This is a genomic window from Pseudomonas sp. 57B-090624, assembly GCF_003234055.1.
Lineage (GTDB): Bacteria > Pseudomonadota > Gammaproteobacteria > Pseudomonadales > Pseudomonadaceae > Metapseudomonas > Metapseudomonas tohonis.
Genome location: NZ_QKRU01000001.1, coordinates 116,383 through 129,156, shown reverse-complemented (window position 1 = coordinate 129,156; position 12,774 = coordinate 116,383). Strand labels below are relative to the sequence as shown.

Annotated in this window: 12 protein-coding genes; 8 read left to right on the top strand and 4 right to left on the bottom strand. The window is 69.2% G+C overall.

Annotated features, from left to right (window positions below; all coding sequences use genetic code 11):
- Positions 1–214: 214 nt before the first annotated feature.
- Positions 215–1,108 (bottom strand): LysR family transcriptional regulator, encoded by an 894-nt coding sequence (locus DMX10_RS00590; RefSeq protein ID WP_111259269.1) that lies wholly within the window; start codon positions 1,106–1,108, stop codon positions 215–217.
- A gap of 107 nt (positions 1,109–1,215) precedes the next feature.
- On the opposite strand from DMX10_RS00590, the gene trpB reads away from it, so the two are divergent.
- The 3 genes from trpB (at position 1,216) to DMX10_RS00575 (ending at position 3,848) form a co-directional block, all read left to right on the top strand.
- Positions 1,216–2,424 carry a tryptophan synthase subunit beta gene (trpB, locus tag DMX10_RS00585; RefSeq protein WP_111259268.1) on the top strand — a complete coding sequence of 403 codons (1,209 nt, stop codon included), beginning with the start codon at positions 1,216–1,218 and terminating at the stop codon, positions 2,422–2,424.
- The gene (trpA, locus tag DMX10_RS00580; protein WP_111259267.1) at positions 2,421–3,230 is read left to right on the top strand and encodes a tryptophan synthase subunit alpha; all 810 of its coding nucleotides are present in this window, start codon (positions 2,421–2,423) and stop codon (positions 3,228–3,230) included. Before trpB ends, trpA begins: the two co-directional genes overlap by 4 nt.
- A 93-nt stretch (positions 3,231–3,323) precedes the next feature.
- Positions 3,324–3,848, top strand: a complete 525-nt coding sequence (locus tag DMX10_RS00575; RefSeq protein WP_111259266.1) for a transposase — start codon at positions 3,324–3,326, stop codon at positions 3,846–3,848.
- An 83-nt stretch (positions 3,849–3,931) separates the two neighbouring features.
- Here DMX10_RS00575 and DMX10_RS00570 read toward each other — a convergent pair whose 3' ends face one another.
- Positions 3,932–4,798 carry a carboxylate/amino acid/amine transporter gene (locus tag DMX10_RS00570; protein ID WP_111259265.1) on the bottom strand — a complete coding sequence of 289 codons (867 nt, stop codon included), beginning with the start codon at positions 4,796–4,798 and terminating at the stop codon, positions 3,932–3,934.
- Positions 4,799–4,903: 105 nt separating this feature from the next.
- Between DMX10_RS00570 and DMX10_RS00565 the strand changes: the two genes are divergently transcribed.
- Positions 4,904–5,584 carry a FadR/GntR family transcriptional regulator gene (locus tag DMX10_RS00565; protein WP_111259264.1) on the top strand — a complete coding sequence of 227 codons (681 nt, stop codon included), beginning with the start codon at positions 4,904–4,906 and terminating at the stop codon, positions 5,582–5,584.
- A gap of 66 nt (positions 5,585–5,650) precedes the next feature.
- Positions 5,651–7,090 (top strand): FAD-dependent oxidoreductase, encoded by a 1,440-nt coding sequence (locus DMX10_RS00560; RefSeq protein WP_111259263.1) that lies wholly within the window; start codon positions 5,651–5,653, stop codon positions 7,088–7,090.
- A gap of 4 nt (positions 7,091–7,094) precedes the next feature.
- On the opposite strand, the gene DMX10_RS00555 is transcribed toward DMX10_RS00560, so the two are convergent.
- Both DMX10_RS00555 and DMX10_RS00550 read right to left on the bottom strand, forming a co-directional pair.
- Positions 7,095–7,463: a DOPA 4,5-dioxygenase family protein gene (locus DMX10_RS00555; protein ID WP_111259262.1), complete on the bottom strand. Its 369-nt coding sequence runs from the start codon at positions 7,461–7,463 to the stop codon at positions 7,095–7,097.
- Between the two features lie 82 nt (positions 7,464–7,545).
- On the bottom strand, positions 7,546–8,499 hold the full coding sequence (locus DMX10_RS00550; RefSeq protein ID WP_111259261.1) for a LysR family transcriptional regulator: 954 nt from the start codon (positions 8,497–8,499) through the stop codon (positions 7,546–7,548).
- Positions 8,500–8,611: 112 nt separating this feature from the next.
- Between DMX10_RS00550 and betC the strand changes: the two genes are divergently transcribed.
- The 3 genes from betC to DMX10_RS00535 all read left to right on the top strand — a co-directional run bounded on the left by betC (position 8,612) and on the right by DMX10_RS00535 (position 12,768).
- Positions 8,612–10,117: a choline-sulfatase gene (gene betC / locus DMX10_RS00545; RefSeq protein WP_111259260.1), complete on the top strand. Its 1,506-nt coding sequence runs from the start codon at positions 8,612–8,614 to the stop codon at positions 10,115–10,117.
- A 52-nt stretch (positions 10,118–10,169) separates the two neighbouring features.
- Positions 10,170–11,096, top strand: a complete 927-nt coding sequence (gene choX, locus DMX10_RS00540) for a choline ABC transporter substrate-binding protein (protein WP_111259259.1) — start codon at positions 10,170–10,172, stop codon at positions 11,094–11,096.
- A gap of 112 nt (positions 11,097–11,208) precedes the next feature.
- Positions 11,209–12,768 (top strand): SulP family inorganic anion transporter, encoded by a 1,560-nt coding sequence (locus DMX10_RS00535; protein WP_111259258.1) that lies wholly within the window; start codon positions 11,209–11,211, stop codon positions 12,766–12,768.
- Positions 12,769–12,774: the final 6 nt, after the last annotated feature.

Below are 12,774 nucleotides of genomic sequence, written 5' to 3'. Positions count from 1 at the left end.
CGACGCGCCTGCGCGGCTATCCGGCCCCATGCGGTACCTGACCGGGCCGGCCCGGTGCATGAACGGAAAGGATTGCCGGAGCGGCCACTTCGCCGCTGAGGATGGCGCCAACGACTTCGGCGATCGGCGCAACCTGATGCTCACGGTGAGGTACACCCCGGAGTGCTGAACCACCAGCACCCCTCGGCCCCGACACACCGGAGCATCGGGTGCTTCAGTCAGGCTGGGCGAAAGCCTGGCGCAGCCACTGCGCCAGGCGCTCGGCACGCGGGCCCTGGCGCCCGAGCGGCACCCACAGCGCCAGCCGCGCCGGGGTGTCGACGAAGCCCCAGGGCGCCACCAGGCGGCCGGCGGCCAGGTCGTCGGCCACCAGTTGCTGCGGCGCGATGGCCACGCCCAGGCCGGCCACCGCCGCCTCCAGCAGGTAGTACAGGTGCTCGAAGCCCTGGCCCAGCTGCAATCCCCCTTCGTCCAGCCCTTCGGCCCGGGCCCATTGCGGCCAGGCCTGGGGGCGCGACGCCGTGTGCAGCAGCGGTCGTTGCAACAGGCGCTGCGGCGGTGCCTGCTCCAGCTCCGCGAACCCGGCGTAGCGCGGGCTCAGCACCGGGCCGATGCGCTCGCCGGCCAGCTCGAACACCTGCATGTCGGCCGGCCAGGGCGGCTCGGCGAACAGCAGGGTGGCGTCCAGTTGCGGGCTGCGCGGGTCCAGCTCGCCCTGGCTGCTGGAAAGCTGCAGGCGCAGCTCCGGCAACTCGCGATCGAGGCGGTCCAGGCGCGGGATAAACCAGCGCGCCAGCAGGCTGCCAGGGCAGCCAAGGACGAAGGGGCGATCCTCCTCCTGGCGGCGCAGGTCCGCGCAGACGCCACGCAGCCGCTCGAAGGCATCCCCCGCCGCCTCGGCCAGGCGCTGGCCGGCATCCGTGAGTTTTATGCCGCGCCCATCCTTGGCCAGCAACGCCACGCCCAGCTGTTCCTCCAACGCGCGCACCTGACGGCTCACCGCGCCGTGGGTGACGTGCAGCTCCTCCGCCGCTCGGCTTACGCTGAGCAGGCGGGCGGCACTTTCGAAGGCCTTCAGGGCATTCAGGGGAGGGAGGTCGCGGCTCATGGCTATATGTGAGCTTTACTGACAGGTCAGCGCAATCTAATCGCTTTTCCCGGGAGCGGCCAGCGTTAGAATGGCTGCCATCGGATACCACTCCCAGGAGTTCCACCATGACTTCACTGCGCACCGGCCCCGACGCCAAGGGCCTGTTCGGCTCCTTCGGCGGCCAATACGTCGCCGAAACCCTGATGCCGCTGATCCACGACCTGGCCCGCGAGTACGAAGCCGCCAAGGACGACCCGGAATTCCTCAAGGAACTGGCCTACTTCCAGCGTGACTACGTCGGCCGCCCGAGCCCGCTGTACTTCGCCGAGCGCCTGACCGAGCACTGTGGCGGCGCGAAGATCTACCTCAAGCGCGAAGAGCTGAACCACACCGGCGCGCACAAGATCAACAACTGCATCGGCCAGATCCTCCTGGCCAAGCGCATGGGCAAGAAACGCATCATCGCCGAGACCGGCGCCGGCATGCACGGCGTGGCCACCGCCACCGTGGCTGCGCGCTTCGGCATGGAATGCGTGATCTTCATGGGCACCACGGACATCGATCGCCAGCAGGCCAACGTGTTCCGCATGAAGCTCCTCGGCGCCACCGTGATCCCGGTCACCGCCGGCACCGGCACCCTCAAGGACGCGATGAACGAAGCGCTGCGCGACTGGGTGACCAACGTCCACAACACCTTCTACCTGATCGGCACCGTCGCCGGCCCGCACCCGTACCCGGCCATGGTCCGCGACTTCCAGGCCGTCATCGGCAAGGAAACCCGCGAGCAGCTGGCCGAGAAGGAAGGGCGCCTGCCCGATTCGCTGGTCGCCTGCATCGGCGGGGGCTCCAACGCCATGGGCCTGTTCCACCCCTTCCTCGATGACCAGAGCGTCGCGATCATCGGCGTCGAGGCGGCCGGCCACGGCATCGCGACCGGCAAGCATGCCGCCAGTCTCAACGGCGGCATCCCCGGCGTGCTGCACGGCAACCGCACCTTCCTGCTGCAGGACGAGGACGGCCAGATCATCGACGCCCACTCCATCTCCGCCGGCCTGGACTACCCCGGCATCGGCCCGGAGCACGCGTGGCTGCATGACATCGGCCGCGTCGAGTACACCTCCATCACCGACGACGAAGCCCTGGACGCCTTCCACCAGTGCTGCCGCCTCGAAGGCATCATCCCGGCCCTGGAGAGCTCCCACGCCCTGGCCGAGGTGTTCAAGCGCGCACCCAACCTGCCGAAGGACCACCTCATGGTGGTCAACCTCTCCGGCCGTGGCGACAAGGACATGCAGACCGTGATGCACCACATGCAACAGGAGCCCCAGGCATGAGCCGCTTGCAGACCCGCTTCGCCGAACTGAAACAGCAGAACCGCGCCGCCCTGGTGACCTTCCTCACCGCCGGCGACCCGGGCTACGACGCCTCCCTGGCGATCCTCAAGGGCCTGCCGGAAGCCGGCGCCGACGTGATCGAGCTGGGCATGCCCTTCACCGACCCGATGGCCGACGGCCCGTCGATCCAGCTGGCCAACATCCGTGCCCTGGCGGCCAAGCAGAACCTGGCGAAAACCCTGCAGCTGGTCCGCGAGTTCCGTGAAGGCAACCAGAACACTCCGGTGGTGCTGATGGGCTACTTCAACCCCATCCACCACTACGGCGTCGAGCGCTTCATCGGCGACGCCAGGGAAGCCGGCGTGGATGGCCTGATCGTCGTCGACCTGCCGCCGGAACATAACGAAGACCTGTGCCACCCGGCCCAGGCCGCCGGCATCGACTTCATCCGCCTGACCACCCCGACCACCGACGACAAGCGCCTGCCCGTGGTGCTCGAGGGCAGCTCCGGCTTCGTCTACTACGTCTCGGTGGCCGGTGTCACCGGTGCCGGCTCCGCCACCCTGGAGCACGTGCAGGAAGCCGTGGCCCGCCTGCGCCGCCACACCGACCTGCCGGTGGCCATCGGCTTCGGCATCCGCACCGCCGAACACGCCGCCAGCATCGCCCGCCTCGCCGACGGCGTGGTGGTGGGCTCCGCCCTGGTGGACCAGATCGCCAAGGCCGAGACCGCCGAGCAGGCCATCGACGGCGTCCTCACCCTCTGCAAGACCCTGGCCGAAGGCGTGCGCAGCGCCCGCGCCTGAGGAGCAAGCCCACCCGCATGGACTTCGTCGGGTGGGCTGTAGGGTGGGCTTCAGCCCACCGAATAGGGCCCGAACACGAGGCAACGGATTGCCATGTCGAACTACCGCCGAAGCCTGGTGCCCGGCGGCACCTTCTTTTTCACGGTCACCCTGGCCGATCGCCGCGCCACACTGCTGACCGATGCCATCCCTTCGTTGCGCCGGGCCTACTCCCTCGCCCTGCAACGCATACCCTTCGACACCGTCGCCATCTGCGTATTGCCGGACCATCTGCACGCCATCTGGACCCTGCCGCCCGGGGATGCTGACTTCTCCCGCCGCTGGAGCCTGATCAAGAGCCAGTTCTCCATGACGCTGTCTCCGTCCCCACGCTCGGCAAGCAAGGCGAACCGGCGGGAAAAAGGCATCTGGCAACGGCGCTTCTGGGAGCACCAGATAAGGGACCAGGTCGACCTGGAACGGCACGTCGACTACATCCACCACAACCCGGTCAGGCATGGGCTGGTGACACAGGTGAAGGACTGGCCCTATTCGAGCTTCCACCGCTACGTGAAAGACGGGCTGCTACCGGAAGACTGGGCCGGGGATGGGGAGGATGCCGGTGGTTTCGGTGAGTAGCGGGGGCATCGTGGTGGGCTGAAGCCCACCCTACGCCCGGAACCGGTGCTCTCGATAGGGTGGGCTTCCGCCCACCATTGTTCCTAAAGCCGCAACTCGACAGGCCGCCGGCCCAGGCGACTTATCCACAGGGAAGCGAGGATGACCGCACCGCCCAGGGCGAGGCGGGGGAGATCGGCGTCGCGGTTCCAGATCAGCAGGTTGACCACCAGGCCGGCGGGAACGTGGAGTTCGTTCATCACCGCCAGGGTGCCGGCGCTCACGGTGGTGCTGCCCTTCACCCACCAGAACATCCCCAGGGCCGTGGCGAACAGGCCCATCCACAGCAGCACGCCCCATTGCACGGCGGTCTGCGGCAGGCGTTCCGGGTTGCCGAAGAGCAGGAAGGAGGGCAGCGCCAGCAGCAGCGCACCGAGGAAGAAGTGGCCGAAGAAGCGGTGCAGCGGCTGCTCCACCGGGTAGCGCACCAGCAGGCGGCGGCACAGCACCTGGCCGGCGGCGAAGGTGGCGTTGGCCACCTGCAGCAGGAAGAAGCCGAGCAGGTAGTCCCCTTCCAGGCGGTCGAGGCGGATGATCACCCCGCCGCCCACCGCCACCAGCGCGGCCAGCAGCGCCCAGGGGCTGAAGCGCCGGGCGAGGGCATCGTCCAGCAGGGTGACGTAGATGGGCGTGAGCACGGTGAACAGCAGCACCTCCGGCACCGTGAGCACGGCGAAGCTGCGGTACAGGCACAGGTAGGTGATGCCGAACTGCAGCGCCCCGGCCAGCCAGAACCCAGCCAGCAGCCTTGGCGGCAAGCCGCGCCAGCGGGTGAAGGGGAGGAACACCAGGGCGGCGATCAGCACCCGCGCCAGCACGGCGAAATCGCTGTCCACCCGCCCGGCCAGGTACTCGCCTATGAGGCTGAAGGAAAAGGCCCAGAGCAGGGTGACGACGAGCAGGTAGCGCATGGCGGGTCTCCGAAAACAGGCGGCGGATCATAGGCCGTGGCCTGGCGCGCGTCGATTCGCCACGGGGCCTTGACTTAACTTGGTAACCAAGTAGATTTTCCCGCCATGGACGAATTCAAGACACCCGCCCCCAGGGGGCACGCCGCCGACGCCGCGCTGGAAGGCCTGTTCATCGAGATACTCGACGGCCAGCTGGCGCCTGGCGAATCGCTGCCGGCCGAGCGCCTGTTGGCCGAGCGCTACGGCGTCTCGCGCATCACCGTGCGCCAGGCCGTGCACAAGCTGAAGGACATCGGCCTGGTGGAGGTCCGCCAGGGCGGTGCCAGCCGCGTGCTGGACCCGGGCCGAGCCGACGCGCGGATCTTCGAGCTGCTGCTGCGCTGCGCCGCCCGATTGCAGTCAGACGCCGCCTCGCGCCTGTTGCGAGACCTGGCCGAATACCAGCAGCTCTACGCCATCGGCCTGCTGGAGGCGGCCTCGCGCCATGCCACGGACGCAGAGCGGGAGCAGCTGCTGCAGCAGGTCGAGGCGTGCCCGGTCACGCTGGACGCCGCCGAGGCGCAGCGCCTGGAGGATGCGTTCTGGAAACGCATCACCACCCTCGGTCGCAATCGCATCCTGCAGATGGAAATGGCGCTCTGGCAGCGCTGGACCGACGACCGCGACGCCACCGACGACGACCCTGCCGAGCTGCGCTGGTTCTACCTGACCCTGTCCCGCCAGCTGCAGGCGCGCCAGGACCCCGTGCCCTTCTACCTGGCCTCGGTGCGCACCACCTCGGCCTGAACCCGACGACCGCCGGAAGCGGTCGTTTTTTGCCTCCGGCAACTTGGTTACCAAGTGGAGAACACCATGCGCTATCGACTGCTCGAAACCACGTCCCTGACCCGTCGGCACCTGCTGTGCCTCAGCGGCGCCGCATTGCTCGCTGCCCTCACCCGGACCGGGCGCGCGGCGGTGCCTGGACCTTGCGTCCTGGAGGTGGACGTCGCGGTCATCGGCGCAGGCCTGTCGGGGCTGGTGGCGGCACGACACCTGGCCGACAGCGGCCTGAAGGTGGTGGTACTCGAGGCGCGCGAGCGGGTCGGCGGGCGCACCGTCAACCAGCCGCTGGGCGAGGGCCTGGAGGTGGATGGCGGCGGCCAGTGGGTCGGCGGCGACCAGCCGATGGTGATGGCCCTGGCCGGTGACCTGGGCGTGCCCCTGGTGCCGCAGTACCGCGCGGGGCAGATGGCCGCCCTGCTGGGTGGCGAGCGCTACACCTTCGATGCCGACGAGCCTGCGGGAGATGCCGTGCGCGCGTTGCACCTGCGGCTGCAGGCCATGGCGGAGCAGGTGCCCCTGGAAGCGCCCTGGGCTGCGCCCCATGCCGAGGAATGGGACCGCTGGAGCCTGGCCGCCTGGCTCAGGGCCGAGCGCGCCGACGCCGAGGCGGTCGAGGCGGTGTCCACCACGGTCGCCACCACCCTGAACAGCGCGCCGGAGCGGGTCTCGCTCTTGTGGTTCCTGTTCTACCTGCACTCCGCTGGCGGTTTCGCCGCGCTGGACGACCAGGCCCAGCAGTTCCGCCTGCAGGGCGGCGCCCAGCGGCTGTCCGTGAACCTGGCGCAGCAGCTCGGGCCCTCGGTGCTGCTGGGCGCGCCGGTGCGGCGCATCGAGGGCTGGGACCAGGAGGCGGTCACCCTGGATTGCGCCCTGGGCCGCATCGGTGCCCGCCGCGTGATAGTCGCGATGATGCCCGCCGACATGCCCCGCATCGGCTTCGCCCCGGCGCTGCCGAAAGGTCGCGCCGCCCTGCAGAGGGGCTGGACCGGCGGCAGCGGCATGAAGGTGCACCTGAGCTATGCGCGTCCCTTCTGGCGGGAGGCGCAGCTATCGGGTGCCGGCTTCATCGACACCGCTCTGGTGCAGATGACCTTCGACAGCAGCCCTTCCGACCAGGGCCAGGGCGTGCTGCTGGCCTTCCTCGACCCGGCGCGGGCGGGGAACAACCCCCGCAAGCGCCAGGCCCGGGTGCTGAAGGACCTGATGCGACTGTTCGGCGAGGAAGCGGGCCGGCCGCTGGCGTACGTGGAGCAGGACTGGAACCGCGAGCCCTGGACCGCCGGCTGCGTATCCCCCCTGCCGCCGGGCCTGCTGAGCCGCCATGGCCGCCACCTGCGTGCCCCGCTGGGCAACCTGCACTGGGCCGGCAGCGAGACATCGCCGGTCTGGTGCGGCTACCTGGAGGGCGCGGTGCGCGCCGGCCGGCGCGCGGCCGAGGAGGTGCTGGCGGCGCTGCGCCCGGCCTGAGTCGCTAGAGGTCGTACTCGATGGCGCCGTCGCTGAGGTCGGAGAGGTCCAGCGGCCGCACGGCGCCCATCCACATCGGGTAGTCGCGGTGGTCGCGCAGGTCGCTGCCGGTGATGGGATGAACCAGCACGTTGAGGCCCGCGCGGTTGAGCGCGAGCCAGGGGATCAGCTCGCCGAACAGCTCGGGGCGGAAGGCCAGCTGGCAGCTCCAGTCCGGGTGCGGGCCGACCGGCTCGCGGTGCAGGCGGCCCATCTTCAGGGGGAAACGGCGCGCGGCCTCTTCGCAGAGTTCGCGCGCCTGCTCGAAGCTTTCGGCATCGTAGTAGACATGGGCGTGGAAGCCCTTGATGCGGGGTTGGGATGCGGCCTGCATGTTCGCCTCTCTCGGGTACCGGCAAGCTCGCATGGTACCCGCAAGCCGAGCGGCTCCGCTCGGGGTTCGCCAGGGGCTGGGCTCAGACGGCGATGCCTTCGCGATGGCGGATCCTCTGCACCGGGTCGGTACCGTCGCCCAGCTCCTGCTGCAGCCATTCGACGAAACAGGCCACCACCCGCGCGCGGCGCTTGCGCTCGGGCAGCACCACGTAATAGCCGAAATCGGAGGTCAGGCTGCCCTCGATCACCCGCGCCAGCAGGCCCTGCTCGATCAGCTCGTCAACCAGGTAGCGCCAGCCGATGGCGACGCCCTGGCCGGCGATGGCGGCCTGCACCAGCAGGGTGTAGTTGTCGAAGCGCAGCGACCCGGAGCCCGGTGGCCGGTCGATGCCCAACCCGCGGAACACCGCCTCCCAGTCGAACCAGCGGGTGCGCACCTCGGGCTTCAGGTGCAGCAGCGGCAGCTGGGCGAGCGCGGCGGCGGGCAGGGGGGCTGGCTGGTCCTTGAGCAGGCGTGGGCTGCAGATCGGGAACACCTCCTCGCGGAACAGCAGCAGCGCATCGCCGTGCTTGAAGCGACCGTCGCCGAAGGCGATGCCGACGTCGATCTCCGAGCGCAGCATGTTCATCGTACGGTCGCTGGTCACCAGGCTGACGTCGATCTCCGGGTGGGCCTCGTGGAAGCGATGCAGGCGCGGCATCAGCCAATAGGCGGCGAAGGCGAAGTCGGTGGCCACCTGCAGCACCTCGTGCTGGGTCCGCGCACCGACGGCCTCGAGCCCGAGGTTGATGGCGCGCAGGCCGTCCTGCACATGAACGAAGAGCAGGCGCCCGCTGTCAGTCAGTTCGATGCCGCGGTAGATGCGGTCGAACAGCCGCGTGGCCAGCTGCTTCTCCAGGCGCTGGATCTGCTGGCTCACCGCCGGTTGGGTGGTGCCCAGCTCCACCGCCGCGGCGGTGAAGCTCAGGTGCCGCGCGGCCGCCTCGAACACGCGCAGCAGGTCGAGGGAGAGTTCGGGTTGCAGGTCTGCCATAAGATTCACTTATCCAAGGCATGTGCGCACATGCGGTTTACCAGACGACTTCCGGGGTTCCATGATCGACGCCAGCACTCTCGCATAAACCGATCGTATGGATGAAGGCCCCATGACCCGCCCCAACATCCTCTTCATCATGGCCGACCAGATGGCGGCGCCGCTGATGCCCTTCCACGGTGGCCTGCCCCTGCACATGCCCAACCTGCAACGCCTGGCGGAACGCGCCGTGGTGTTCGACTCGGCCTACTGCAACAGCCCGCTCTGCGCGCCCTCGCGCTTCACCCTGGTGAGCGGCCAGCTGCCGTCGAAGATCGGTGCCTACGACAACGCGGCCGACTTTCCCGCCGACGTGCCCACCTACGCCCACTACCTGCGCCGCCTCGGCTACCGCACCGCGCTGTCCGGCAAGATGCACTTCTGCGGCCCGGACCAGCTGCACGGCTACGAGGAGCGCCTGACCAGCGACATCTACCCCGCCGACTACGGCTGGGCGGTGAACTGGGACGAGCCTGACGTGCGCCCGAGCTGGTACCACAACATGTCCTCGGTGCTGCAGGCCGGGCCCTGCGTGCGCACCAACCAGCTGGACTTCGACGAGGAGGTGGTGTTCAAGGCCCGCCAGTACCTCTACGACCACGTGCGCGAACAGGCCGGGCGGCCGTTCTGCCTGACGGTGTCGATGACCCACCCCCACGACCCCTACACCATCCCCCGCGCGTACTGGGACCTGTACCGCGAGGCCGACATCCCGCTGCCCTCGGTGCAGTTGGCCCAGCACGAGCAGGACCCGCACTCGCAGCGCCTGCTCAAGGTCATCGACCTGTGGGACAAGCCGCTGCCCGAGTCCAAGGTCATCGATGCCCGCCGTGCCTACTTCGGCGCCTGCAGCTACGTCGACGCGCAGATCGGCGCGCTGCTCGCGACGCTGGAGGAGTGCGGCGTGGCCGAGGACACCATCCTGGTGTTCTCGGGCGATCACGGCGACATGCTTGGCGAGCGCGGCCTCTGGTACAAGATGCACTGGTTCGAGATGGCCGCGCGGGTACCGATGCTGGTGCATGCGCCGCGGCGTTTCGCGCCACACCGGGTGAAGGCCTCGGTGTCGACCCTGGACCTGCTGCCGACCCTGGTGGAGCTGGCCGGCGGCACCCTGGACCCGCAACTGCCACTGGATGGCCGCTCGCTGCTGCCGCACCTGGCGGGCGAGGGCGGGCACGACGAGGTGTTCGGCGAATACCTGGCCGAAGGCACCACCAGCCCGCTGATGATGATCCGCCGCGGCCCCTGGAAATTCATCTACTCGGAGCAAGACCCGCTGCTGCTCTTCAACCTGGAAAGCGACCCCCGCGAGCTGGAGAACCTGGCTGTCTCCGCCAGCCACCGCGAGGTGCTCGAGGCCTTCCTCGCCGAAGCCCGGGCACGCTGGGACATCCCCGCGATCCACAGCGCCACTCTCGCCAGCCAGCGCCGCCGCCGCTTCGTCGCCGGCGCCCTGGAGCAGGGGACGCTCACCAGCTGGGACCACCAGCCCTGGGTGGACGCCAGCCAGCAGTACATGCGCAACCACATCGACCTCGACGATCTGGAGCGCCGCGCACGTTATCCACAGCCCTGACCAGAGGGGACGAACCCACGGCCGGCCACACCTCCACTCACAAGGAAAAGGCATGAAGACCACCACCACGCTGTTCGCCGCCACGCTGCTCTGCAGCGCCCTGATCGCCACCGCCCACGCCGAGGACGCCCGCTGCGCGACCGTGAAGCTGGGCGACCCGGGCTGGAGCGACATCGCCGTCACCAACGGCGTCGCCCGCCTGCTCCTCGACGGCCTGGGCTACAAGGCCGAGACCCAGACCCTGGCGGTGCCGATCATCTTCGCCGGCCTGCAGAAGGGCCAGGTGGACGTCTTCCTCGGCAACTGGATGCCGGCCCAGCAGAGCAACTACGACAAGTTCGTCGCCACCGGCGAGGTGGACAAGGTGGCGCAGAACCTCGGCGGCACCGAGTACACCCTGGCCGTGCCGAGCTACGCCTATGACGCGGGGGTGAAGACCTTCGCCGACCTGGACAAGCACGCCGACAGGTTCAAGCACACCCTCTACGGCATCGCCGCCGGCTCCCCGGCCAACATCTCCATCCAGGACATGATCAAGGGCGACGAATTCGGCCTCGGCGACTGGAAGCTGGTGGAATCCAGCGAACAGGCGATGCTGGTGCAGGTGGGCCGTGCGGTGAAGCGCAAGGACTTCGTGGTGTTCCTCGGCTGGACGCCGCACCCGATGAACGTGCAGTACGACATGAAGTACCTCAAGGGCGGCGAGAAGTACTTCGGCGACAGCGGCACGGTGAACACCCTGGCGCGCAAGGGCTACGCCCAGCAGTGCCCCAACGTCGGCAAGCTGCTGGCCAACCTGGCGTTCACCCAGGAGATGGAGAACGCGGTAATGAACGAAGTGCTGAGCAAGAACGCCGGCAACGACGAGGCGGTGAAGGCCTGGCTCAAGGCCAACCCGCAGGTGGTCGAGGGCTGGCTGCAGGGCGTGACCACCCGCGAGGGCGGCGATGCACTGGCAGCGGTGAAGGCGAAGCTGTGATCCGTGGGGCCGATGGGATGGCCCCCGTCCACAAGAGGTGGCGTATGGTCGCGGCCCATCGCGAAGGAATTCGCCCACCCACACCGCCAACGAGACTGTGCCGCGTCACACGATGAAGATCACCACCCTCTTCCCCTTCCTCGACTGGCTGCCCCGGACCACCGGGCGCAGCCTGGGGCGTGACGCACTGGTAGGCCTGACCGGCGCCATCCTCGCCCTGCCGCAATCCATCGCCTATGCGCTGATCGCCGGGCTGCCGGCCGAATACGGCCTCTACGCCGCCGTGGTGCCGGTGATCATCGCCTGCCTCTGGGGTTCGTCCTGGCACCTGATCGGCGGGCCGACGGCGGCGATCTCGGTGGTGCTGTTCGCCAGCGTCAGCCCCCTGGCGCTGCCGGGCAGCGGCGACTACATCGCCCTGGTGTTGTTGCTGACCTTCCTCGCCGGGCTGTTCCAGTGGCTGCTCGGCGCATTGCGCTTCGGCGCGCTGGCCAACTTCGTCTCGCAATCGGTGGTGATCGGCTTCACCTGCGGCGCGGCGCTGGTCATCGCCCTGGGGCAGATCCCCAACCTGCTCGGCCTGCCGAGCCTGGAAGGCCGCGCCACGGCGCTGCAAGGTGCACTGCAACTGGCGGGGCACGTGCGCGAGATGCACCTGCCTTCGGTGCTGGTGGCGCTGGCGACCCTGGTGGTGACGCTGCTGCTGCGGCGCTTCGCCCCGCGACTGCCGGCCCTGCTGCTGGGGCTGGTGGCGGGCAGCCTGCTGGTGCTGGCACTGCCCGGCAGCATGGCCGGCGTGCCGCTGGTGCCACCTTTCGAGGGCCGCCTGCCGCCGTTCACGGCCTTGCGCTTCGACCTCGACGACATCCTCCGCCTGCTGCCTTCGGCGGTGGCCTGCGGGCTGCTCGGCCTGGTCATGAGCCTGTCCATCGCCCGCGCCCTGGCCACCCAGTCGCAGCAGGTGCTGGACGCCAACCGGGAAACCCGCGGCCAGGGCCTGTCCAACCTGGTCGGGGCCTGGTTCTCCGGCTACCTCTCCAGCGGCTCCTTCACCCGCTCGGCGCTGAACCTGCAGGCCGGCGCCCGCTCGCCCCTGGCAGGGGTGTGCTCGGCGCTGTGGGTGGCGCTGTTCGCCCTGGTCGGCGCCGGCCTGATCGCGCACGTCCCGCTGCCGGCGATGGCGGCGAGCATCCTGCTGATCTGCTGGAACCTGATCGATGTGCCGGGCATGCGCCAGCTGTGGCGGGTGAGCCGGGCGGAGTTCGTGGTGATGGCGCTGACGGCCCTCGCCACCCTGGTGCTGGAGCTGCAGACGGCGATCTATGCGGGGGTACTGGCGTCGCTGTTCTTCTACCTCAAGCGCACCTCGCGGCCGCGCGTGCTGCAATCGGGTGACGCCGAGGAGGAGGTGCTGCGCATCGAGGGCTCGATCTTCTTCGGCGCCTGCCCCTACGTGCAGCGGCTGATCCAGCGCAGCCTGGGCAAGCGCCTGGTGCTGGACGCCCACCACATCAACTTCATCGACTTCGCCGGGGTGAGCCTGCTGCACAACGAGGCCCGTCGCCTGCACGGGCAGGGCCGCACCCTGGTGCTGCGCCACGCCCGGCCCCACGTGGAGCGCGAGCTGCGCAAGCTGGAAGACGAGCACAGCCGCCTGGTGATCGAGGGATAGGACGGG